Origin of the sequence: Paracoccus sp. FO-3 (assembly GCF_006386455.1) — a bacterium.
GTDB lineage: Bacteria > Pseudomonadota > Alphaproteobacteria > Rhodobacterales > Rhodobacteraceae > Paracoccus > Paracoccus versutus.
Genome location: NZ_VCBQ01000074.1, coordinates 1 through 23,903 on the forward strand (window position 1 = coordinate 1; position 23,903 = coordinate 23,903).

A 23,903-nucleotide genomic window follows, 5' to 3' on the forward strand; every position below is an offset into this window, starting at 1 on the left:
CGAGCTGCGTGGCCGGGTGATCCCCCTTGATTCCATCATCCTCTCGGCCCATTAGCTAGGGCGTGTTAACACTACTTTGTGAACGGCATGCGTGTTATCTATTTAAAATGAATGAGATAAGCGAAGCGCAATACGATTTGATCCGGCCTTATCTGCTTGTGCAGCGCGGGAATGTGCGGATCAGCAACCTGACGATGATCAATGCGGTGCTCTATATCGCCGAGAACGGCTGCAAGTGGCGGGCTTTGCCTCCCCGGTTCGGAAACTGGCACACGATCTACACCCGCCTGCGCCGTTGGGCGGAGGCGGGCGTGCTTGACCGGCTGTTCGCGGCTTTGCAGGAACATCGGCTGATCCGGATCCGGGTCGAATGCCTCGGCCTCGACAGCACCTCGGTCAAAGTTCACCCGGACGGGACCGGGGCGCCCAAAAAAAGGGGCCGCAAGCCATCGGAAAATCTCGCGGAGGATGGAATACCAAGGTTCATCTGGTTGCCGCGGATGCTCGAACAGCCCTGACATTCAGCCTTTCCGGCGGTCAGGCGCATGATGCACCGGAGGGGCGGGCCTTGCTTCAGCGCTGGAAAAGACCATTCTCCGGCGTGCCTATGCTTATGGATCGCGCCTATGAGGGCGAAGAGACCCGCCAGCTTGTTCTTGACCTGGGCTTCGAGCCGGTCGTGCCGCCAAAAACGAACCGCAAGGCGCCGTGGGACTATGACCGCGACCTCTACAAGCGCCGCAACGAGGTGGAGCGGCTGTTTCGAAGGCTCAAGGGGTTTCGCCGCATTTTCTCACGCTTCGAGAAGCTCGACATCATGTTCAGGGCCTTCCTGAACTTCGTTCTCATCGTCGATATGCTCAAGTGTTAACACGCCCTAATATGGTAAATGTAATTTACCTTTTCTGAATGTCAATCTTGGGATCGACTCTGGGCCTTCGATAAGGCTTCTATGTGGCGGCTTTGGCAGCAGATAGCTCTATAATTTCTAAAATAACTGAGCAAATTTGGTTATCGGGAAGCCATCGCCTTCTTCCCGTATCTGCCCCCAGACCGGGGCGAAGTATGGCCGGCCTGCCACGGGATATGCGGAATAAAAGCGTTACTTACCACTCTTCTGGGCAGAAATCAGGAGCCCGTACCGCGGGCCGAATAGCGCAGTACGGCCGAGGTGCGGTTCGCGGCGCCGAGCTTGCGGAATACGTTTTTCAGGTGCCATTTGATGGTATTGTCGCTGACGCCAAGATGTTCGGCGATGCTGGCATTGCTCAGGCCGCTTCCGACCAGTTCCATCAGTTCCTGCTCGCGTGCGGTCAGCGATTCGCGGGGGACGTCCTCTTCGGCGAGCGGAGAGGTTCGGTGTTCCTCCTCCAGATCCAGCGCGGTCAGGATGCGGGAAACGAACGCCCGGTCCTCGCGGCGAGGGAAAAGCTCCATGCGCAGTGGTGCCTGCTGCAACAGCGCCGCGATCGCCGCGCGGTGACGCTGAAACGCCTGGACCATGCCGCGTTCCTGGGCCTGTCGCAGCGCCGAACCGAACTGGCGGCTGGCATCGGCCAGCCTGCCCTCGGCAAGCGAGATCGCCATCTGGATCAGCTCCAGCCTGACCGCCCGCAGGATTCGGCCTCCGTGTTTCGCCTCGCGCAATTCGCGGCCGATCATCGCCGACGCGGCAGCGTTCTCGCCGGAGGCGTGCAGGAACTCGACCGAGGTCATCACCAGAAGATCGCGGAAACGCGGCAAGAGCTCGGCCGGGCCGGTGCGCAGCCTTGCCCCGCGCACATCCAGGTCGATTTCGTTTAGCCAGGCCGCCGCCCGGTCGAGCTGTCCAAGCTGCACCAGTCGCCGGACGATGTGGCAGCGGAACATGACTGCGAGCCGCGGTGCGTAATTGCCGATGGGTACTGACAAGCGTTGAAAAACCGGATCACTTTCGTCGCCGTTCCAGAAGGCCAAGGCAGTCTCGACGGCGCAGGCGCTGGAGCCGACGGTGCCGTGTCGGTCCATGCTGCGCAGGCCGCGCGCCAACATTTCGCGGGCGCGGTTCTGGTCGCCCATCTCCAAGGCGCATTTGGAGCCGATGGCGCAGATGGTGTCGCACAGGTCGGCGTCCCGGCCCAGGCTCGCCTCGGTCCTCGCCAGCGTGTCCTCGATGATTTCGCGGGCGCGGGGCAGATTGCCCTCGTAAAGCGAGACCGTCGCCAGGATAAGGTCGCACCACCCCGCCAGATAGGGCGAACCGACCTCGCGCACGATGGGCGCCGCCTGGCGCAGGCAATCGCGCGTCTCGGCGAACCGATAGGCGGTCAGGTGATGCACAGACAGGATCGACAGCACCCAGCCCAAGTCGAATGGTTCGCGTTCGATGTCCGAAGCGAGCCAGTTCATCGCATGCCTGCCCGCCGCCTGCATGTCATCGGCCAGGAAGGCCAGTGCGATGTGCAGATGCTCGAGCCGGTGGCGGTGATAGGCATCCTCGCCGCCGGTCACCGCGAGCAGCCGCACCAGGCGGCGGCGCTGGTTGTCGGCCGAGACGAGGCGCAGCCGATAGGTCAGCGCATAGACATACCAGTATCTCGCCTCGAACCCCAGCGGCAGGTCGCGCGCGAGCAACTGCTCGACGATGTCGACGAAGACCCGCAGCTTGCCCAGGTCGCGCACCAGATGCGGCGCGACGCAATCCAGCGTCCGCACGATCACCGCCTGGTCCTGGCTGAGCAGGGCGGCGTCGACCGCTTCCTCCCACGCGCTTTCGTTCAGCGCCCAGTCCACCATGCGGCGGTAGCATTCTTGCAGCCTAGCAGCGGGAATGAAGCGCGCCGCATCGGCGAGCAGGAGGTCGCGAAACAGGCTGTGAAAGCGGTATTTGCCATCCAGGGCGGACAGGGGGTGGATGAACATTCCGCGGCGCACGAGGGCTTGCAGATGCCTGGGCGCATCGGCGAGACCGGTGATTTCGCCGAGCTGGTCGGCGGAAAAGGCAGGAAACAGCGCCGCATGATGCAGGAAGTCCAGCAGGTCTTCGGGCACCGCGCTGAGAACGTGGTGGTCGAACCACTCGCGCAGGTCGGGAATGTCCCCGGACAGCTTCGCGATCAGCGCCGGATCGTTGCCGGCCCTGTCCAGCAGGATCGCGCAAAGCCGCAGGCCGGCGACCCAGCCTTCGGTCTTGCTCAGCAGCATCTGCAGGGCTTCGGCGCTAAAGGATTGGCCGCTGCTCGACAGCAGGGCCTGCGCCTCGTCCGCGGCAAGGGCAAGATCGCCGGATCCGTGTTCCCGCAGTTGGCCGCTCAGGCCGATCCCGGTGCGGTTGAAGTCCAGCCGGTGATTGGCGGTCAGGACGAAATGCACGCCATGCGGCGCCAGTGCGAACAAATCATCCAGAAAACCCGGCGCGAGACTTGCCCTGAAATGGTCGATATTGTCGATGCAGATCAGGAAAGGTTTCGGCACCTGCCGCAGGACATCGGCCAGCCGACCCGCGCTTCCCCGCAGCCGTGCCTCTGGTCCATCCGAGCCACCCATGTGTGGTGTGAAGGCCGCGGCCTGTTGGGCCAGATGCGTCAGCAGCCCCTCGACATCCGGTGCATGTTCCTTGAGCCCGAGCCAAAGGCCGGCGCGGCCGCTCTCGATCCAGCGGCGGTAAAGCCGGGTGGCGGCGACGGTCTTTCCCCAGCCGTGCGGGGCCACGAGGGTCTCGATGGAGGCGAGTCCGCAATTCGCGGTCAGGGCGCGGCGGCAGAGATCCTGCATCAGCCGGGTGGTGACGACCTGGAAACAGAAGGGCGGCGGCGCGTCGGACAGATCACAAGGTCGGCGCGAAGGATAGGGAGCCTTCTCGCAGCCAGTCGAGAGGTTGGTGGCCATGGATATGCCGGTGTGCATCTGTCCCCCCGCGCGCCATCAAGCCCCGGCTTGTTCCCTGGGCCTGGTTCCTGCCCGCCTTTCTCGTGCCGATTGTCGCCGGCCAACGGCCCAAGCCGATGTGGCAAGGACATCGAGATTATTGTAACCAAGCGAACTTATATTGCTACAGGAAAATTCGCCGCCCGCCACAGAGCAGGGGGGACAGCGACGGAGTATCCGATCAAGCCGCAGGGCGGTTCAGACGTGCAGCGGCTCCAGCACGGGGCCATATCCGTCCGCGTCGTGCAGGCGCAGGAATCGCTCGCCGCCATGCATCTCGATCTCGGGTTCGACGATATGCGCCGGGCGCAATGCAGCGGCCGCGACCGCATCGGCGATGCTGGCGGTCCTGGCCAGCAGCGACAGGTTCATGCGGGTGGGAAAGACGATGGTGCGCTCGCCCTGCGCCGCCATGTCCAGCGCGGTGCCGGCGGCGATCCATTCGGCCGAGATCGTCTCGCGCCCGTCTGCCAGCGCGACCTGATCGGCCGGGGCCTCGACCAGGTAGAAATAGGTATCGAAGCGTTTTGCGACGACGGGCGGGGTGCGCCAGCGCGAGAACAGCGACAGCGCCCGCAGATCGGGCCGCAGCCCGTGCTGCTGCAGATAGGCCAGGAAGCTGGCCTCGCCCCGATCCATGGCGCTGCGCAGCGCCTTCGTACCTTCGGGGTCGGCCGCATAGCCCTGGACGGCCGGCAGGATGCCGCATTCCTCGAAGGTTTCCCGGATGGCGCTGATGCGGGGGCCGCGTTCGCTGTCTGGAATGTCGTCCCAGCCATGAACCTGCGCTGCCCATGCCGGGTCCATGTCGGCAGGTTCGACCTTGCCGCCGGGAAAGACCATCGCCCCCGAGAAGTGGTCGATGGCATAGTTGCGCTTGACCATCAGGACCTCGATTGTCGGCGCTTCACGCACCAGCATCATGGTAGAGGCGGTTCTTATGGGCAGGTTTCCCGGCATGTGGCAGCTCCGTTGTTGCAGGGGCAATCAGTTGATCTTGCGGTCGTGGCCCTGCCAATAGGGGTCACGCAGAATGTTCTTGCGGATCTTGCCTACCGGCGTCACCGGCAGGGCCTCCTGCCGGAACTCGACACTGCGGGGACATTTGTAACCGCCGATCAACTCCTTGCAATGCGCGATCAGCTCGGCCTCGCTCAGCGATTGTCCGTCCTTCAGTACCACGACGGCATGGACGGATTCGCCCCACTTTTCGCTGGGAATGCCGATGACGGCTGCTTCCCTGACGGCGGGATGGGCATAGATCGCCCGCTCGACATCGACGGAATAGACGTTTTCGCCGCCGCTGACAATCATGTCCTTGATGCGGTCGGCAACATAGAGATAGCCGTCTGCGTCGAAATATCCGGCGTCGCCCGAATGCATCCAGTCGTCCCGAAGCGTGGAGGCGCTGGCCTCGGGGTTGTTGTGGTAATGCGTCATCACATTGTCGCCCCGGATGAGGATTTCGCCGGTTTCGCCCGGGGCCGCCTCTGAACCGTCGGGGCGGGTAATACGGATGCGCATCCCCGGCACGGTCCGCCCCGCCGCCTTCAGGCGATGCGGCGCCTGCGCCAGCGCCAACTGGTGATCCTGCCAACGAAAGGCGACGGCATAGCCCGCAGTTTCCGTCATGCCATAGATCTGGTGAAAGCCCCAGCCGGGCAGCGCCTTCAGCGCGCCATGCAGCACCGCCTCGGGCATGGGCGAGCCGCCATAGACGCAGGTGTGGATGCTGGACAGGTCGTATTCGCCCAGACGGGGGTGCAGCATCAGCATGTTGATCATCGTGGGGACCAGCACGATATTCGTCGCCCGATGGGTGGCGATCGCCTGCATGACCGGCTCGGGTTCGAACTTCGGCAGGATTACATGAGTGCCGCCCGACAGGGTGATATACCAGGCCGGGCCCGCCCCCGACAGGTGGAACATACCGCCGACATGCAGATGGGTCAGGTCCTCGCGCCTGGGCAGGGTGGCCAGAAACGCGACCGAGACCGCCATCACGTTGCGATGCGACAGCACGGCGCCCTTGGACTGCGATGTGGTTCCCGAGGTGTAAAGCACGATATAGGGATCGTCGCCCCGCCGGTCGGCATCCGGCATCGGCGCGTGCCCGGCGATCAGATCCTCGGCCGAAAGCATGCCGGGCGGGGTCTGTTTCTCGCCGATATGGATCAGTTGCACGGCCCCGATGCCGTCGATCTGGGCGGCATGGTCCAGAAACTCGTCATCGACGAACAGGATCCTCCCCCCGGAATCCGCCAGCGCAAAACCATTCTCGCGCGGTGACCAGCGGATGTTCAGGGGGGTGAAGACCCCGCCGCACCAGGGGATGGCGAAAAACAGCTCGAAATACCGATCCGAATTCATCCCCAGGGCGGCCACGCATTCGCCGGGGCGGACCCCAAGGCCATGCAGCGCGGCGGCCAGCCGGGGGATGCGCGCCGCGACTTCGGACCAGCTACGCTGCCGGTCACGAAATATGGTCGCGGTGCGCTGCGGCTGTTCCAGCGCGGCATGCATGAGGATCTGGGTAACCTGCATCATTCTGTTCCTTTCCGCGGTCGGATCACTTCAGGGCACAATCGGGACTGGGCGCCGGCATCGCTTCTTCGGCAGTTAGCGATCGCTCCAGCCGGTAGCCCATCGAACCGTCGTCGTTCCTTATGACCTCGTTGACCGTCAGCGGGCGGACAAGCTGGTGATCCTGGGCGCGGACTTCAGTGGGGCCGAAGGTGGTCGCGACCGATTTCCCCTCCAGCGCCGCGACCAGCGGGCCGGCCTCATCCGTGCCGGCCGCGCGCAGGCCGGCGGCGATCAGTTGGATGGCGTTGTACTGGTCGGCGGCGACGTAATCGGGATCACCGCCGAAGGCGTCGCGATAGGCCTGGACGAATGCCTTGTTCTCGGGGGTGTCGATCTCGGGCGTCCAGCCCAGCAGCTGGATCACGCCCTTGACCCCCTCGCCCTGCGAGGCCAGCGTCGCCGGGGTCGCAAAGCCGTTGCCGATCACCTGCTTGTATTTGTCGAACAGGCCGAAACCCTTCTGCTGCACGGCGAAATTGATCGCATCGGTGCCGAAGATGGCCACCAGCGCGCCATCGGCATCCGAGGACTTCATCGGGATGATGAAACTGCCCATGTCGGCCGTCCCCGCCGGGACGAAGATCGGCGGATTCGAGGTCTTGCCGTGCCGCTCAAGCAGCACGGCGAAGTTGGCCGCGGAATCGTGGCCGGCCGGATGGTCCGAGGCGATGATGTCGAATCGCGAGGCGGGTGAGGTGGCGACCACGGCTTCCAAGCCGTTATTGATCAGCGCGTCGGGGGTCGAGACGCGGAAGTAATTGCGATGGCAGTTCTTGCCGTTCAGGATATCCGTCTGCGAGAACGGGTCGAACAGCACATAATCCGCTACCTTGGCGCGCGCCGCCAGGGCAATGGCCAGTGCCGATCCGGTCATGCCGGTGATGATGCGGGCGCCGTCATGCTGGCGCAGGCGGACCGCAGCCGAAACCGCCGCCTCGGGGGTTCCGGCATGGGTGGCTATCTTCAGCTCCAGCGGCCGGCCGTTGATGCCGCCGTCCGCGTTGATCTGGTCCACGGCCAGTTTCAGCGCGTTGTTGCTGCGCTCGTAATAGGCGGCCATCGGACCTGAATCGATCAGGACCGCGCCAATGGTGAATTTCTCCTGTGCGAGGCTGACGGTCGGCCCCATGGCCAGGGCCAGCACCGTCAAGGCTGCCGCGACAAGGTTTCGTTTCATTGACATGATTTCTCCTCCCATTGGTTTTATCCGCACCCGCGCACGCAGAGATGCGCGGAAGCGGCAGTTCGGAAGTTTCAGGCGTTTTCCCGCAGGCGCTGGCGCGCGATGACCATCTTCATGATCTGGGCAGTGCCGTCGCCGATCTGGATGCCCAGCACATCCCGCATGCGCTGCTGGTGGGGCAGGTCCTTGGACCAGCCGTAATGACCATGCGTCAGCAGGCATTGCTGGATGGCATCGGTGGCGAATTTCGGTCCCATCCACTTGCACATCGCCGCCTCGGCGGTATGGGGCAGGCCGGCGTCGCGCAGGCGCAGGGTCTGGATGCACAATTGCCGGATCGCCTCGATCTGGCCCTCGTATTCGGCCAGGGGAAAAGTCACGCCCTGAAATGCCGACAAGGGTTCGCCGAAGGCGCGGCGTTCCTGGATATAGCGCCAGGTCTCGTCCAGAGAGGCCCGGGCCGCACCCACGCTGACCAGCCCCAGCAACGCGCGGGAATAGTCGAAGCCCTGCATGATCTTGGTGAAGCCCTTGCCGGGCTTTCCGATCAGGTGGTCGTCTGGGATGAACACGTCGTCCAGATAAAGCGAGCCGCGTCCGAGGATATGGCTGCCCAGATCGTCGAAGCGGGTGCGGGACAGGCCCCGGGCGCTGGTGTCCAGCAGGAAGGCGCTGATGCCATGGGCGCGTTCCTCGCGCGTGCCGGTCCGGGCAAAGATCAGGATGCCGTCGGCCTGGTCGCCGGTCGAGCACGAGGTTTTCTCGCCGTTCAGCAGCCAGCCGCCATCCACCTTGTCGGCCCGCATGGTCAGGTTGGCCGCGTCCGAACCGCCGCCCGGTTCGGTCAGCGCCACCGCGACGACGGCCTCGCCCGCGACGATGCGGCCCACCCAGTCCGCCGCGACATGCGCAGGGGCATGGTCCGCGATGATCTTGCCCATCAGCGAGCCCATGATCGGCAGATAGCCGATGTTGAAATCGCCATAGCCCATTTCCTCGACGATAATGCCCGAGGCCTCCGAGCCGATGCCGAGCCCGCCGAACTGCTCGGGCAGTTCCGGGGCGATCAGCCCCAGCGCGCCCATCTCACGCAGCAGGGCGCGGTCGACGGTCTTTTCTGTCTTTTCCCGTTGCATGTAAAAGGGCAGCAGCTTCTCGCGCGAGAAGCGGCGGGCGGTATCGCGGATCTGGTCATAGAGTTCGGACAATTCGGTGGCGGTCATTCAATCGGTCCTTGCAGGAGTTCGCATCCGGCCTTGCGGCCGTGTCACATCGGCGCGTGGCATTCAGCGGCCCTGATAGGTGATCGGCTTGCGCTCGATCAGCGACTGCAAGGCGTTCCAGCAGTCGTCGGTGCGGGCGCATCGGGCGATGGCCTGCGCCTCGTCCTCGAGCTGCGTCTCGATCGAGCGATCCATATAGGTCGACATCAGGCGCTTCATTTCGCCATAGGTGCGGGTCGGACCATCGGCCAACTGGCGGGCCAGCGCGCGCGCCTCGACCAGCAGGGCGTCGTCGGGTACGACGCGGTTGATCAGGCCGTTCTGGGCGGCGCGGGCGGCGTCCCAGGTTTCATTCAGCAGGAAGAATTCGGTCGCGCGCCGGCTGCCGACGCGGCGGGGGATGAAATGCGTGCCCGCACCATCGGCAACGAAGCCGATGCGGTTGTAGGCGGCATAGAAGCTGGCGCTTTCGCCCGCCAGCGCGAAATCGGCCGCTGCTGTCAGGGCAGTTGCCCCGCCGACGCAGAGCCCATGAACCGCGACGATCACCGGCGCGTCGCCGCGGGTCAGCCGGACGATGGCGGAGTGCAGGGTGGCGGTCGCCTCTTTCAACAGGCGCGGCAGCGCCTCGCGGTCGCGGCCCAGCCATTTGAAGTCGGCGCCGACGCTGAAATACTTGCCCTCGGCGCGGATCAGGATGGCACGCACCTCGTCGTCGCTGGTCAGGCGGCTGGCATGGTCGCAAAGCTCGGCGTTGAACAGCGCGTCGAAGGGGTTGCCCTTGTCTGGGCGCGACAGCACGATCTCGGCAATCCCGTCGCTGAACTCGATGCGCGTGGCTTCATTGGTCATTCCGTGTCTCCTTGAATGCATGTCTGACCTGCTCGCGCAGGCTCTGTTTCTGGATCTTGCCGGAGCCGCTGAGTGGCATCGCCTCCAGAAGGTGCAGGTGCTTGGGCAGCTTGTAGCCCGCCAGCATCTGGCGGCAGTAAGCGCGCAGTTCCTCCAGCCCGAGGCTGGCGCCGGGCCGCAGCACGACAGCCGCGACGACACTTTCCCCCCAAACGGGGTCAGGGGCGCCCACTACCGCGGCTTCTGCGATCGCCGGATGGCCGGCCAGAACGCTTTCGACCTCGGCCGGGTAGACGTTCTCGCCGCCGGAAATGATCATGTCCTTGACCCGGTCGCAGACATACAGAAAGCCGTCCTGGAGATAGCCGACATCGCCGGTCCTGAACCAGCGGCCGGGCAGGAAGGCCGCGGCGGTGGCTTCGGGCAACTGCCAGTATCCGGCGAACATGTGCGGGCCGCGCAGGGCGATCTCGGCCTTCTCGCCTTCGGCGGTGACGACGCCGCCCTCGGCATCCACAAGCCGGGTTTCCCCCAGCAGCACCGGCCGGCCGGTCGAGCCGATCTTTTCCAGCGCCTGCACCGGGCCAAGAAAGGAGTGAAGCGAGGTCGCCTCGGTCATGCCATAGGTATGGGTTACGGGAATGTTGCGGTCGGCGCAGATGCGCAGCAACGGCACGGGCGAGGGCGCGCCGCCGACGATATAAAGCCGCAGGGACGACAGGTCGACGCCGGCAAAATCGGGATGCCGGGTCAGCGCCAGCAGCATGGTGGGTACGCCGAAGGTGATGGTGACGCGATGCGCCTCGATGGCGGCCAAGAAGGCGCCGGGGTCGAATTGCGACTGGATGACCAGATGTCCGCCCATCATCAGCACGGTCAACACCTCGGCGAACAGCCCGCCGGCGTGGAACATCGGCGCGGTGGTCAGCATCACCTCGTCCAGCGAACAGCCATAGCCCAGGATCCAGTTCAGGTTGTTGGCCCAGACATTGCGATGGGTGATGATCGCGCCCTTGGGCTTTCCGGTCGTGCCCGAGGTGTAAAGGATCGTCACCGGATCGTCGGGCAGCACGGGGAAGGGCGGCTGCGGCCTGGCAAGAACCACCTTGTCGAAGGTGGTCCAGCCATTGCGATCCGCCATCGCGCCGTCGCTTGCGGCCAGCGCGATATAGCCGCTGGTGCACAGCGAATCGCGCAGCGCCTCGATCACATCCTCGAATTCCGACCCGACCAGAAGCTGCGAGATCCCGGCATCATTAATGACATAGGTCAGCTCGGCAGGGGCGAGGCGGAAATTGACCGGAACGAAGATCGCCCCGATCCGCGCGGCTGCCAGCAGGGCGATCAGCACCTCGGGGCAGTTGAACGCCAGGATGCCGACCCGGTCCCCCTTGCCGATGCCAAGCTGGGACCAATAACCCGCCAGCCCGTCGACCTTGGCCTTCAGATCGCCATAGCTGAGAGTTCGGTCCTGATGGGTGATGGCCTTGCGCCGCTGCGCATCCCGGCAACGCCGATCGAACCAATGCGTGATGCTCGGCGCCCCGGTCATTGCGGTTGCGGTGAAGCAATCCTCGGCCACTGCTCATTCTCCTTCGCGCATTCGTCTTGCGTCAGGGAAGGAAAGCGCAGGTACGGCGGACCATAGACCACCCGAAAGAAGGGGGTGGGTGTTTTTGTTGACCGGGATGGTCCCCGCGCCGGGCTTTTCTGCTCTACTCCAACAAAAAGCCGGCAATGACGGACCGTCAAACCGCATCGGAGCAGGGCGGCAAGGCGCCGCAAGGCCCGGCCTTCCGCGCCGGGCCTGCCATATGGCCGGCCGGTCAGAGCAGCAGTCGAGGCAGAAACAGGCTGATTGCCGGGAAGATCGCCAGGATGAAGATGCGGATGATGTTGGCTATGGCGAAGGGAACGATGCCCTTGATGATCGTGGTCAGCGGCACCTCGCGCGCAATCGAGCGGACCACGAACAGGTTCACCCCGACCGGCGGCGCGATCATCCCCAGTTCGCACAGCACCACCACCAGCACCCCGAACCATACCGGGTCGTAGCCCAGCCCGGTGACGATGGGAAAGAACAGCGGCACGGTCAACAGGATCATCGACAGCTCCTCCATCAGCGCGCCCAGCACGATATAGATCGCGCAGATCAGCAGCACCACGCCCACCGGCGGCAGGCCGGAGTCGTTGACAAAGCGCAGCAGCCCGTCATGCGCGCCGGTATAGTTCAGAAACTCAGTGAAGACCGAAGCCCCGATAAGCATCGCGATCAGCATGGCCGAGGTCAGCGCCGAATCGACCAGGATGTCGTAAAGCGTCCTCCAGGTCAGCCGGCCCATCGACCATGCGAGAAGGAAGGCCCCGAAGGCGCCGATCCCCGATGCCTCGGCCGCGGTGAAGAACCCGCCATAGATTCCGCCGATCACCAGCACGAACAACGCGCAGATCGACCAGATCCGCTTGAGGGACTCGATCTTCTCGCTTCGCTTCGCACGGGCGGCCACGGGGGCGCTTTCGGGCCGCCGCCACACCGTCCAGCGCACCGCCAGCACATAACCCAGCATTCCCAGCATGCCGGGGATGAAGCCCGCGACGTAAAGCATACCGATATGGGTTTCGGTCAGGATGCCATAGATCACCAGCATGATCGAGGGCGGGATGATGATGCCCAGCGTCGCCCCCGCCGCGACCGAGGCGGTGCTCAGCCGGTCGGCGTAACGGTATTTCCGCATCGAGGGCAGCGCCACCTTGCCGATGGTGACCACCGTCGCCACGCTCGAGCCGCAGACGGCCGCGAAGCCGCCGCAGGACATCACCGTAGCGGTCGCCAGCCCGCCGCGCCGATGTCCGAACCAGGCCTGCGCGGCGCGATACAGATCGCCGGAAATTCCGGCCCCGGCGACGAAATTGCCCATCAGGATGAACAGCGGAATGACCACCAGCCCATAGGACATGGTGCTTTCCCGCGCCATCAGCGCCAGCATGGCACCCGCCTGGTTCCAGCCGACGATATAGCCGAAGCCGACATAGCCGGTGACGCCCAGGGCAAGGGCGATGGGCACCCGCAGGAAGATCAGCAGTAGCGAGGCGACGAAACCGATACCGGCAAGCAACATGGAAATGTCCGTCCCTTGATCTTCAGAGGATGCTGTTTTCGGGTTTCGGCGCCTTGGGTTGCGCCCGCAGCACGCCTGGCAGGTTCCGAAGCGGCGCCAGGAAGCAAAGCGCACCGAAGCCCGCAAGCACAGCGACCAGATAAAGCACCGGGGCAATCCCGATCCCCAGGCTGGCCGTCACGTCGTGATAGCGCGCCGAGCGTGCTGCCATCAGCCACATCCGCCAGGCGATCAGCCCGAAAAACCCGCAACCCAGCCCCGCCGTCAGCACCAGTTGCAACGCATCGAGAACCCGGCTCTGGAAGACATCGGCGATGTCGGCGACGATATGGCGCTGCTGTATCGCGACGATGGGAAACAGCAGGAAGCTGAGGATGGCCAGCCCGATTTCGGTCAGTTCAGTCGCGCCGCGAATTGGCTGGTTCAGGATATTGCGTCCGACCACGTCGAACAGCGTCAACAGCATCAACGCAAAGACCAGCACGGCCGCGGCCGTGGTGACGGCCCTTTGAAATAAGCGCATTCTTCCCCCCTGGTCCCCGATCCCGCCGCGCGAGACTCCCCCAGCCTTCATGACGGCTTATTTTCTTAAGCTTACTGTTAATAAGCGTAACTTATACGTCAAGATTTTTCCCGACGACTGGCTTGGACAGCAAGGGGGCCATCTTGTGAGATGCCCATTCGCGGCGAAAAACGCCCCCGCGTTTCGGCAGGGGCGTCGGGTTCACATCTTGCAGTCTGGCGAGGGCGGCGGCATGTAATCCTCGGCCGGGATGATGGTCCTGATCTTGTAATCGACCGCCTTGCCGCTGTCGGGACTGCCCGCCACCACCTCGGCAAAAATATAGGGGCGGGTCAGTTGGTGATCCTCTGCCCGCATCTCCAGCGGGCCGACCGGACTTTCGATCACCAGGCCTTCCAGCGCCTTGGATACCGCCGAGGCGTCTTCGGTGCCGGCCTTGTTCATCGCCCGTGCCAGCGCGAGCATCGAAGTATACATGTCGAAGGCGACATCGTCCGGCTCGTGCCCGGCGATTTTCGAGAATGCGTCCGAGAATTTGCGCGGCCCGTCACCCTCGACCTGGGGGATATAGCTGACGTTCTGGATGACGCCGACGGCGGCTTCACCCATCGCGGGCAACACGGCCGGAATGGCGAAGTTGTTGCCCAGCACCATCTCGTATTTGCCCAGCAGACCGAATTGCTGCTGCTGCTTGGCGAAGGTCACGCCGTCGGTGCCATAGACGACTGCCAGCAATCCCTTGGCCGGTTGCTGGTTGAGTTGCGTGATATACGTGCCGAAATCGGGGTTGGGCACCGGGGTGAAAAGCTGCTTGCCGATCTGGCCGCCCAGTTCCTGGACATCTTCCGCGAAGGAATTGGCGTTGTCGTGGCCCGAGGTGGTGTCGCCTGCGATGATGTCCCAGGATTCCAGGGGATTCTGCTTCAGAAAGGCCTTGTAGCTGGCTCCCAGCATCTCGCTGGACGCCTTGACCCGGAAATAGTTCTGGTTGCAGCGCGTGCCCGCCGCCGAAAGCGGGTCGATGATGATGGTATCCAGCGCGGTCGCCCGGCCCGCGATGGCCAGCGCCACCGCGGTGGGGATCATGCCGGTGATCGCTGCGACCTTGTCATTTTTGACCAGGCGCGTGGCGGTCTGCAAGGCTGCCTCGGGCGTACCGGAATAGGTCATCGAGACCAGTTCCACCGGGCGGCCGTTGATGCCGCCGCCCTCGTTGATCTCGGCCACCGCGGTTTCCAGCCCGGTGACAGAGTATTGATGGAAAGCGGCCAGCGGGCCGCTGTCGATCATCAGCGCCCCGATCTTGACCGTGTCCTGCGCCCAGGCCGCCCCGGCTCCCGCCGAAAGCGCCGCCGCCGACAGGGCGGCAACTGCAAGTCTCATCCCGTTCTCCTCCTCTGGAACATCAGATATCGTGACTCCCGGCGCCTTGGTTCACGCGTCCGCCAAGGATGCGCTCGGCATGCCTTCCGCAAGCCGCGCCCGCCGGTGCAATGGATTCTGGCAGCCGAAGCCGAGGCCCCGGATGCCAAGGTTCAACCCTCCCTCAGCGCGGCATAGCCGCCGCGGATCACCCTGGCCTGCCGGTCGGGCACATCGGCCCGGAACCGGACATGCCCTGCTTCGGTCCACAGGCTGACGACCAGGCGGTCGCCGCCATAGACCGGCGCGGTGAAGCGGGCGCCGATGCGGGCAAGGCGCGCGCCGTCGCAATGCGCCGCCGCCAGCAGCACGGCCTGGCAGCAAAAGCCGAAGGTGGACAGCCCGTGCAGGATCGGCCGGTGGAACCCGGCCTGCCTTGCGGCCTGGGGATCAACATGGATCGCGACCAGGTCGCCGGACAGCCGATAGATCAGCGGCGTGGCCGGGTCGATGTCGAAGACGAACTGCCGGTCCGGCTCCCGTGCGGGCATGGCCGCCAGGTCCACCCGGCCCTGTCCGGGGGCGGGTCCGCCAAAGCCACCATCGGCGCGCGCGAATTCGATGCGGCGCAGTTCGGCCAGCAAATCGCCGGCTTGCGTCTCGATCCGGCGGTCCATGACCAGCAGCGCGCCCCGCTCGGCGCCCAGGTCGAAGACCTCGCTGAAGCGGGTGCGGCAGCGGATCTCGCCCGCGACCGGCAGCGGGCGGTGCAGCACCAGATGCTCTTCGCCATGCAGCAATCCGCTTGTCGTCAGGCCAAGCCGGGGATCGCCGCTCCAATCGGTATTCTCGCCCAGGACCGAGGCGAAGCTGGGCGAGACCCGCAGATCCTTTTCATAGACGTAACGCAGCAGGTCCGGGTCGAGCGGATCGCGGCCGAAGCCGGTGCCCAAGGCATAAAGGATGCAATCCCTGGCGCCATAGCTCTGCCGCCCTTCGGGAAAAGCATAGTCCAAGATGTCGGGATAGCGGATCGGCATTCGGCGTCCACTCCACATTTGGCGGCAGGCGGGAACATTTTCTTCGTAAGCGTATCGTATTCGTAATTATCATTCTGTCAATTGCGGGTTTTCCGCCTTTCCGGCAGGCCCGATCGCCTAGAGCGCCCGCGAGATCAGTTCGCGCATGATTTCGGAGGTGCCGCCATAGATGCGGTGGATGCGCGCATCGGCATACATGCGGCAGATGTCGTATTCGCGCATGAAGCCATAGCCGCCATGCAGTTGCAGGCACTGGTCCACGATGCGGCCCTGCATTTCGGTCAGCCACAGCTTGGCCATCGAGGCCTCGGAGGCGCTCAGTTGGTCGTCGACATGGCGCGCGATGCACTGGTCGGCAAAGGCCCAGCCGATGGTCAGCTCGGTCTTCATGTCCGCCAACTTGTGGCGGTTGACCTGGAATTCACCGATCGGCTTGCCGAACGCCTTGCGATCGAATGCATAGGCCAGGGTAATGTCATAGGCGCGCTGCGCCGCTGCTAGGGCCGTCACCCCGATGGTCAGGCGCTCCTGCGGCAGTTCCGACATCAGGATGTTCATGCCGCGGCCTTCGGCCCCGAGCAGGTTCCCGACCGGTACGCGCACATCGTCGAAATAGATCTCGGAGGTGTCGGCGGAAAGCTGGCCCAGCTTGTCGAGGTTGCGGCCGCGGCGGAAGCCCTCGCGGTTCGTCTCGACGACGATCAGGCTCATCGAGCCCGAGCCGCGTTCGGTATTGGTGCGGGTGACGGCGATCACGATGTCGCAATGCTGGCCGTTCGAGATGAAGGTCTTTTGCCCGTTGATGACATAATCGTCGCCGTCGCGGACTGCGGTGGTCCGCACGCCTTGCAGGTCCGAGCCGGTGCCGGGTTCGGTCATGGCGATGGCGCAGACGACCGAGCCGTCGACCATGCCGGGCAGCCAGCGGGCCTTCTGCTCGGGCGTGCCGTGCTTGATCAGGTAGCCCAGACAGACATCCGAATGAACCGAAATGTCGGCGGCAGGCCCAGCGAAACCGGAATAGGCCATTTCCTCGCAGACGACCATGTTCATGCGGAAATCGGCGCCGATGCCGCCATATTCCTCGGGGACGGTCGGGCAGAGCAGGCCGGCCTGGCCGGCCTTGGTCCAGAACTCCCGCGCAACGATGCCGGTTTCTTCCCAGTCGGCGAAATTGGGGGCAACCTCGGCCGCGATGAAGCGGCGCACGGTGTCCCGCAGCTGCTGGTGTTCGTCATCATAGATCGCGCGATTGGACAGCATCAGCTCCACCCTCTGGTTCTCTCGATATAGTAATATTGCATACCATATGCTCGGCCATCGTAAAGGGATATTTCGCCCCTCGGGCCCGACGCCTCCAAGGACGCGGCGTCAATACTGGATCGCGGCGCGGCCAATGCGGCTGCGGGCGATGATCTGCTTCATCACTCCAGCCGTGCCGTCGCCGATCTGCAGGCCCAGCACGTCGCGCATGCGCTGCTGATGCGCGCTGTCGGTGACATAGCCATAATGCCCCTCGGTCAGCAGGGCCTGATGGATGGCATCGAAGGCGACCTTTGGGCCCAGCCACTTGCACATGGCGGCTTCGGCGGTGTGGTCCCTGCCGGCCTCGCGCAGTTGCAGGGTATGCCAGGCGAGTTGCCGCGCCGCCGCGACCTGAGTGTCATGGTCGGCCAGCGGCCCCGAGACGTTCTGGAACTGGCCGATCGGCCGGCCGAAAGCCTCGCGCGTCCGGGCATAGGCCCAGGCCTCGTCCAGCGAGGCCTGGGCGGCGCCGCAGCATTCCAGCGCGATCAGGGCGCGGGAATAGTCGAAGCCCTGCATGACTTGCGAAAAGCCGCCCCCCTCGTCGCCCAGCATGAATTCGGCCGGCACGACGACATCCTCGAAGAACACCGAGCCGCGCGAGATCTGCCGGCACCCCACATCGTCAAAGCCGGTTGTGGCGATGCCCGCCACCCCCTCCGGGATGAAGAAGGCCGAGATCCCGCGCGCTCCGCTGTCGGCCGGGCCGGTGCGGGCAAAGACCAGGTGGATGTCGGCCTCGGTTGCGAAGGTAATCGATGTCTTTTCGCCGGTCAGCACATAGTCCGAGCCGCGCTTGCGGGCGCGCAACTGGATATTGGCGGCATCCGAACCGCCGCGCGGCTCGGTCAGGCAGATCGACATGATCTTCTCGCCGCGCACCATCTGAGGCACCCATTCCTCGACGATGGGGCGCGGCGCGTGCCGTCGCAGGATCGCGGCATTCAACGAGACGTTCACCGGCACTTGGCTGATCGAGAAATCGCCATAGCCCAGGGCCTCGGCCACCAGCCCGACCATGATCGAATCGGCGCCGAGCCCGCCAAGATCCTCGGGCAGGTCGGTGCCCAGAAAGCCCAGCTCGCCCAGTTCGCGGATCAGGTCCCGGTCCAGCGCGCCGCGCTGTTCGCGGGCCAGATAGCCTGGCTGCAGCACTTCGCGCGCGAAGCGCATGGCCATGTCGCGGACGGCTTCCTGTTCTTCCGAGAATAGCATTTCCAGAATCCCCCTTGAAGTCGCGATCCGGCCGCATCGTGCCCGAAGTCAGCCAGAATTAGACGTTTCATGACATTATGCATGCTGACCATATTGTAAACCGTATGTCTATTGGAACTGGTCACTCAACATATGCTTGAGTATTATCGCGCGCAGGAAAACGCCGGTTATCCTCCGGCGACAGGAAACGGAGCATTTGCATGAACGAAAGGATTGCCATGAGCGGCAAGAAGGCGGCGGTCACGGACAAGACCGGGCGCGCCACGAACGATCTTCGGATCGGCTACTTCGTGCATGATGTTTCGCGCTTGCGACGCACCTTGTTCGACCAGAAGATGAAGCCCCTGGGCGTGACGCGCTCGCAATGGTGGGTGCTGGCGCAGCTTGGCCGGTCGGAAAAGACCTTAGGCGAGCAGGGCATGTTGCAGACCGAGCTGGCCAACGTCCTGGATGTCGGCAAGGTCACGGTCGGCGGCCTGATCGACCGGCTGGAGGCGGGTGGGTTCGTGCGTCGCATGCCGTGCCCGAACGACCGTCGCGCGAAAAGAGTGGTCGTGACAGAGGCGGGGCGTGCCACGCTGCGGCAGATGCAAAGCGTCAGTCAAGAACTCAATGCCATGATCCTGAAGGATATTCCGCAGGAATCCATCCGTCTGGCGGAAGAGGTCCTGGCGAAGATGAAGACCAATATCATGCAGGAACTGCATGGGAGCAATGGCGGAGAGGATGAGATGACGGAGGACGATCTCTAGGCGCGCCCAGCCTTGCATATCTGGTTCGCATGTATATGATAATCTTGCATGAAACTGGGGTGTCATGTCCGACTCGGAGCTTTTGACGGAAATTTCCGCGGAGGGCTGGGCCATTCTGCGCCTGAACCGGCCCGAACGGCTCAATACGCTGTCGGTTTCCCTGCGCAGGGCGCTCATCGCCGAGGTGGCCCGGCTCGAGGCCGACCCGGCGGTCCGCGTCCTGATCCTGACCGGGACCGGCCGGGCCTTTTCGGCCGGGCTGGAGGTTTCGGAATGGGACAGCGCCGGAGCCGCCGCGGCGGGTGCCTGGGTCCATGACCCGGTGGCAGCCCTGCGGGGTTTTTCGGGGCCGGTGATCGGGGCCATCAATGGCCTTTGCGTGACCGGCGGGCTTGAACTGGCGCTGGCCTGCGACCTGCTGGTCGCAGCGCGGGGATCGCGCTTCGCCGATACGCACAGCCGGGTCGGCCTGTTGCCGGGCTGGGGCGGTTCCGTTCGGCTCGCCCGCCGCATCGGTCCGGCACGGGCGATGGAAATGGCGCTGACCGCGCGGTTCCTGTCCGATCAGGAGGCGCTCGACTGGGGGCTGGTCAACCATCTGGTGCCGGCCGATGCGCTTTTGCCCACGGCCCTGGACCTGGCGCGGCAGAGCTTGGCGGCGCCCAAGGGCGGGGCCGAAGCCTACAAGGCCCTGCTGCAGCAAGGCTCGGCGCTGCCCTTCGAGGAGGCCTTGGCCCTGGAACGCGCCACGGCGATAGCGGTGAATTCCGAAGTGACGGCCGCCGAAATCCAGGCCAAGATCGCCGCCTTGCGAGGCAGGGGATAGGTTTGGGGCCAGCTTGGGGTCAGTCCAGGCCCTCCGCGGCAACGAGCGCCTGGAGATGAGCGACGAGCGGATAGCGCCATTCCCGCCGTTTCGCGGCCCCGATGATTTCGCCCAGTGTGATGCGCAGGTTGGTTTCCGCCCGGGCCAGGCGCGGCACGCCAGTCGCATCGCCCTCGTCGATGCACCAGGCGGCCTCGCGCAGAAGCAGCCGGGCGGCATGAAGCCGCGCCTCGAAAAGCTCCAGTTCGGCTGGTCCGGCGGCGATGCCGGCGCCTGCCGCGCTGCGCCGCGCGACCGCCGCATCCGAACAGCATGTCGCCAGCGCGGCGCCGGCCCGGCCAAGCAGGATCGCAGAGCGGAGCAGGATCTTCAGCGGCTGGTAGCAATCCTGTGAGCCCAGCCGGTTCAGGAACTCGCTTCGGACCAGCAATCGTGCAAGCCGAGGGCTTTGGCCGGCGGCCGCCTCGATGAACAGGAACAGGTCCAGCCAGGGCAGGGGAATGGTGTCTGGAACCGGCAGAAGCCCCAGCGCCGCCGCCTCGTCCAGCAGATGCTCCAGGCCTTCCGCATCGTCGCTTGCCTTTTCCACGCAGGTGGCCAGATCCTGGATCAGGTCGGCAACCGCATGCTGTTCATCATGCAAGGCAAAATCCATCGCGGGTCAGCCCTGCGCCCCCTGCTTGCGCTGGCGCAGATAATCCAGATAGGGGGTCGGCCAATGGGTCTCGAACTGTGCCGATCCGGCAATGCCATCCAGGGTCGCGGCGCAGCCCGCTTCGGTAATCGTGACCGAATTCCGCTTGGAACTTGGGAAGCGGATGGCCGAGAACGTGTGCAATTTCAGTTCAAGCGGTTCCGCGGCGCCATAGTCGATGCTCATGCTGGCGGATTGCTGCATCATCTCGGCATCGTATTCGGCATGGTCGCGGATCGCGGTGATGGGGCTGACTTTGCCGTCCCGCGCCACATAGCCCGCCACGCCGCGTTCGCCGCCCGCGATCCAGATCCAGCCGTTCATGGCGATCGACCCGTCCGGCGTATAGGCGGCCAGCCATTTCCAGTGCTGCGGCATGGCCCATTCGCGCAAGCCCCAAGAATGGTCGCGATGGCCGATCCGGCGGTCCAGAGACACGCGCCTGCCGTCGATTTCGAGCCAGCCTTGCAGGATTCCGCTTTGCTCGATGCGGTTCGCCGCCATCCAGGTCGGCAATCCGTCCGCATTGGCGTGATAGCTGAAGGCCTCGTGCAATGCGCTGAAACTGAAGTCGACCTTCAGCCGCGCGCCGGCATAGGACAGCGTCGAACGCTGGGCCGCCAAGTCCTGCCGGACCGACAGCCCGCCCAGACTGATGGTCGAGAAATCGCAGTCGTCGGGAATGCTGCCGGAATGGAAATCCACCACTGCCGGCGCGATGTCGGCGCCCCAAAGGCACATGTTGCAGCCGGCATTCCCGTCATCGGTCGCGAAGACATAGATCTGAAGACAGATCCGCTCCTCGGCCATGCTGACCTGCCAGAACAGCGAATCACGCATCTGGCCGCCCGGAGCAGGCCGGTGGCGCAGATCGTCCTCGGCGCGAACCAGGCCCGCAAGAGCGGGATCGAGGCGATGCAGGTAATTGGTTCCGGTCATGCGAAGCCCCTATGCCAAGACGGCCGGAGTGGCTTCCGGCCGTTTATGGTTTGCTAGCATATGATATGCATAATTTCAACCGCTTTGCGTATCGAACCCTGCGGTTCGGCGGCGAGCCGTGCCTGGCTCGCCGCCCCCGTCCTTCAGAACTCGAAGGTCGCGCTCAGGTGCAGCCGGGTGTTGTCCACCGTCTGCCGGTCGAACTGCGTACGCTTGTCCCAGATCACCTCTCCGCCCAGGGCGAGATTATCCAGCAGGTTGTATTTCGTCCCGACATGGACCGATTCCAGCTTTTTCGTATCGGTCGCCAAGGCACCGGCGAACAGGTCATAGCTTTGCGAGCCATAGGCCGCCAGCACCGACAGGTTGGGCTGGATCTTGTGGCTGATGCCGACAAGATAGCCGTCCATCTCGACCGCATTCCCGTCCGCATCGACATCATAGAAGGTCCTGCCGCCGGTCGGGCCGGCTTGCTGGCCGGCATAGCCGCTGAAGCCCATGATCGAGGAAATGCCTTCGCCGCGGGTATAGCTGGCCTGGATCAGCCCGTTTTCCCAGGGCTTGAAAGTCGCGCCGATATTCGCGCCCCAGCCGTCGACAGTGCCTTGGGCGCTGCGAAGCTCGCGATTGATATAGGCGAAACGCAGGCTGCCCCGGTCGAATTTCTGGCTGATCGCAAAGGCGGCGGCCGGCCGGTCGCCCCAGCTCTGGTAATCTTCCTCGATCGAGGCATCGACATGGGTGCCGGTGCCGAAATCCGACGAGTAGCGAATCAGCGGAACGCGGAAGTTCGCCGGACCTGCGGTGCCGTTAAAGTCCCAGACCGCCGGCGTCTCGTTCAGGATCGAGAAGGTCGACCAGGTCTGGCCGATGGTCCAGCCGCCGATCTGGCCATAGGCATGACGAAGGCGCACCGTGCCGCCACCACCGCCGAAGAAGTCGCCTTCGATGTTGAAGCGTAGTTTTCCGTATTCGGTGTCCTGTTCGGCGCGGAAGCCGAACAGCGTCTGATAGCCGTGAATCTGCTGGTCGCTATTCTCCGGGGTGCTGTCGGTGACAAGGGCGATCCCGCCGGACGACGGGCCAAGCCCGTAATTGTTGTCCATGACGGCGTCGACCTTGACCTTGCCATAGAAGCTCAGCTGCATGCCGAAACGATTGGTGATCTGCACCGGCTCCTGCTCTTTGGCTTCCAGCGCGGCGATGCGAGCCTCGAGTTGCGTCAGGGTTTCCGCTTCTGCGCTTGCCGCCATCGACAAGCATGCCGCAGTCAAGCCCACCGCGACCGCGGCGGGGGATCGATAGCTACCGAACATGTTATCTCCTCCCAGAGTATGTGGTGCGCCATGTTTCGGCGCACAAATTGGAGATTACATGTAAGACTGATAGTAACCAAGCAATTTATATTTTTTACAAACGATATGCTTGCATAAAAGCAACTATATGCTTGAATTTGAGGAGAGCAGACCGGACAGCAGAAACCGCGATGGAAGGGCGTTCCGCCGCGGTCACATTGCCTAGGGCCGGGGGTCAATTCCGTTGAAATATTGGCGGGCGCTTTTCCAGGAAGGCGACCATGCCCTCGACCTGGTCGGGGGTCCCGAACAGGGCGTGGAACAGGCGGCGTTCGTAAAGCAGCCCCTCGGACAGCGGGCCTTCCTCGGCGCGGCGCACGGCCTCGCGCGCCAGCCGCACGGCCGGGCGCGAATAGGAAGCGATCTGCCGCGCCGCCTCCATCGCCGTGGGCAGGACCTGGCCGTCGGGAACGACCCGGGCGACCAGCCCGGCCGCCAGCGCCTCGGCCGCATCCATGTTGCGTCCGGTCAGATGCATGTCCATCGCCCGCGCCCGCCCGATCAGCCGGGTCATGCGCTGCGTGCCGCCGATCCCCGCGATCACGCCCAGCTTGATCTCGGGCTGGCCGAATTTCGCGCCTTCCCCGGCGATGGCGAAGTCGCACATCATCATCAGTTCGCAGCCGCCGCCAAGCGCATAGCCATTCACGGCGGCGATCTTGGGCAGGCGCAGGTCGGCAAAGCGGGCCCATTCGCCGAAATAGTCCAGCTCACTCATCTCGGCCGCGGATTTGCCGACCATCTCGGCAATGTCGGCCCCGGCGGCAAAGGCGCGCTCGGACCCCGTGACCACAAGGCAGCCGATATCACGGTCGCGGTCCAACGCCTCGGCTGCCGCGATCAGTTCTTGCGCAAGCGCGCCGTTCAGCGCGTTGAGTTGCTTGGGACGGTTCAGGCGGATCAGCGCCACATTCCCGTCGCGAGAAACCTCGACCAGGTCAGGCATGGGCTTTCCCCCTTTTTACGAATCTGGGCAGCATTGCGGAGAAGTCCTTTCCCTTTCCGTCCTCGTCCTCGACGAAG

At 64.3% G+C, this 23,903-nt stretch carries 20 protein-coding genes; 3 read left to right on the forward strand and 17 right to left on the reverse strand.

The annotated features are described in order from the left end of the window. The first annotated feature begins 107 nt into the window (after positions 1 to 107). Positions 108 to 871 (forward strand): IS5 family transposase gene (locus FE811_RS18465; RefSeq protein WP_140848323.1). Its coding sequence is split into 2 segments (ribosomal slippage): positions 108 to 435 and positions 435 to 871, totalling 765 coding nucleotides; the frame shifts between segments, so codons are not numbered across the junction. A gap of 257 nt (positions 872 to 1,128) precedes the next feature. Here the strand turns inward: FE811_RS18465 and FE811_RS18470 are convergent. The 13 genes from FE811_RS18470 to FE811_RS18530 form a co-directional block, all read right to left on the reverse strand. Next, on the reverse strand, positions 1,129 to 3,885 hold the full coding sequence (locus FE811_RS18470) for a LuxR C-terminal-related transcriptional regulator (protein WP_140848325.1): 2,757 nt from the start codon (positions 3,883 to 3,885) through the stop codon (positions 1,129 to 1,131). Between the two features lie 219 nt (positions 3,886 to 4,104). After that, positions 4,105 to 4,866 carry an NUDIX domain-containing protein gene (locus FE811_RS18475; protein WP_140848327.1) on the reverse strand — a complete coding sequence of 254 codons (762 nt, stop codon included), beginning with the start codon at positions 4,864 to 4,866 and terminating at the stop codon, positions 4,105 to 4,107. A 27-nt stretch (positions 4,867 to 4,893) separates the two neighbouring features. After that, the gene (locus tag FE811_RS18480) at positions 4,894 to 6,453 is read right to left on the reverse strand and encodes a long-chain fatty acid--CoA ligase (protein ID WP_140848329.1); all 1,560 of its coding nucleotides are present in this window, start codon (positions 6,451 to 6,453) and stop codon (positions 4,894 to 4,896) included. Positions 6,454 to 6,475: 22 nt separating this feature from the next. After that, entirely contained in the window at positions 6,476 to 7,675 is a 1,200-nt protein-coding gene (locus FE811_RS18485) for an ABC transporter substrate-binding protein (RefSeq protein WP_181180889.1), read from the reverse strand. 71 nt (positions 7,676 to 7,746) lie between these two features. Then, positions 7,747 to 8,898, reverse strand: a complete 1,152-nt coding sequence (locus tag FE811_RS18490; protein WP_140848333.1) for an acyl-CoA dehydrogenase family protein — start codon at positions 8,896 to 8,898, stop codon at positions 7,747 to 7,749. Positions 8,899 to 8,961: 63 nt separating this feature from the next. After that, on the reverse strand, positions 8,962 to 9,750 hold the full coding sequence (locus FE811_RS18495; RefSeq protein ID WP_140848335.1) for an enoyl-CoA hydratase/isomerase family protein: 789 nt from the start codon (positions 9,748 to 9,750) through the stop codon (positions 8,962 to 8,964). Continuing rightward, positions 9,740 to 11,332, reverse strand: a complete 1,593-nt coding sequence (locus tag FE811_RS18500) for a class I adenylate-forming enzyme family protein (protein WP_140848337.1) — start codon at positions 11,330 to 11,332, stop codon at positions 9,740 to 9,742. The genes FE811_RS18495 and FE811_RS18500 overlap by 11 nt, the downstream gene beginning before the upstream one ends. A gap of 244 nt (positions 11,333 to 11,576) precedes the next feature. Then, a complete protein-coding gene (locus FE811_RS18505) occupies positions 11,577 to 12,869 on the reverse strand; it encodes a TRAP transporter large permease (protein WP_140848339.1) in 1,293 nt (430 codons plus the stop codon). A 22-nt stretch (positions 12,870 to 12,891) separates the two neighbouring features. Continuing rightward, a complete protein-coding gene (locus FE811_RS18510) occupies positions 12,892 to 13,392 on the reverse strand; it encodes a TRAP transporter small permease (protein ID WP_181180890.1) in 501 nt (166 codons plus the stop codon). 201 nt (positions 13,393 to 13,593) lie between these two features. Continuing rightward, complete coding sequence (locus tag FE811_RS18515; RefSeq protein WP_140848343.1) at positions 13,594 to 14,775, reverse strand: ABC transporter substrate-binding protein; 1,182 nt, start codon at positions 14,773 to 14,775, stop codon at positions 13,594 to 13,596. A 152-nt stretch (positions 14,776 to 14,927) separates the two neighbouring features. Continuing rightward, a complete protein-coding gene (locus FE811_RS18520; protein ID WP_181180891.1) occupies positions 14,928 to 15,794 on the reverse strand; it encodes a MaoC/PaaZ C-terminal domain-containing protein in 867 nt (288 codons plus the stop codon). Between the two features lie 117 nt (positions 15,795 to 15,911). After that, complete coding sequence (locus FE811_RS18525) at positions 15,912 to 17,057, reverse strand: acyl-CoA dehydrogenase family protein (RefSeq protein WP_140848347.1); 1,146 nt, start codon at positions 17,055 to 17,057, stop codon at positions 15,912 to 15,914. 108 nt (positions 17,058 to 17,165) lie between these two features. Beyond that, positions 17,166 to 18,314 carry an acyl-CoA dehydrogenase family protein gene (locus FE811_RS18530; protein ID WP_140848349.1) on the reverse strand — a complete coding sequence of 383 codons (1,149 nt, stop codon included), beginning with the start codon at positions 18,312 to 18,314 and terminating at the stop codon, positions 17,166 to 17,168. A 218-nt stretch (positions 18,315 to 18,532) separates the two neighbouring features. Between FE811_RS18530 and FE811_RS18535 the strand changes: the two genes are divergently transcribed. Together FE811_RS18535 and FE811_RS18540 are read left to right on the forward strand one after the other, a co-directional pair. Then, complete coding sequence (locus tag FE811_RS18535; RefSeq protein WP_140848351.1) at positions 18,533 to 19,066, forward strand: MarR family winged helix-turn-helix transcriptional regulator; 534 nt, start codon at positions 18,533 to 18,535, stop codon at positions 19,064 to 19,066. 64 nt (positions 19,067 to 19,130) lie between these two features. After that, entirely contained in the window at positions 19,131 to 19,892 is a 762-nt protein-coding gene (locus tag FE811_RS18540) for an enoyl-CoA hydratase-related protein (protein ID WP_140848353.1), read from the forward strand. A gap of 19 nt (positions 19,893 to 19,911) precedes the next feature. Here FE811_RS18540 and FE811_RS18545 read toward each other — a convergent pair whose 3' ends face one another. From FE811_RS18545 to FE811_RS18560, 4 genes are all read right to left on the reverse strand, one after another. Then, the gene (locus tag FE811_RS18545) at positions 19,912 to 20,535 is read right to left on the reverse strand and encodes a hypothetical protein (protein ID WP_140848355.1); all 624 of its coding nucleotides are present in this window, start codon (positions 20,533 to 20,535) and stop codon (positions 19,912 to 19,914) included. 18 nt (positions 20,536 to 20,553) lie between these two features. Beyond that, positions 20,554 to 21,525 carry a hypothetical protein gene (locus FE811_RS18550; protein ID WP_140848357.1) on the reverse strand — a complete coding sequence of 324 codons (972 nt, stop codon included), beginning with the start codon at positions 21,523 to 21,525 and terminating at the stop codon, positions 20,554 to 20,556. Between the two features lie 143 nt (positions 21,526 to 21,668). Beyond that, on the reverse strand, positions 21,669 to 22,841 hold the full coding sequence (locus FE811_RS18555) for a DcaP family trimeric outer membrane transporter (RefSeq protein WP_140848359.1): 1,173 nt from the start codon (positions 22,839 to 22,841) through the stop codon (positions 21,669 to 21,671). A 214-nt stretch (positions 22,842 to 23,055) separates the two neighbouring features. Further along, positions 23,056 to 23,826, reverse strand: coding sequence for an enoyl-CoA hydratase-related protein (locus tag FE811_RS18560; protein WP_140848361.1), 771 nt, complete (start codon positions 23,824 to 23,826; stop codon positions 23,056 to 23,058). Positions 23,827 to 23,903 lie beyond the last annotated feature (77 nt).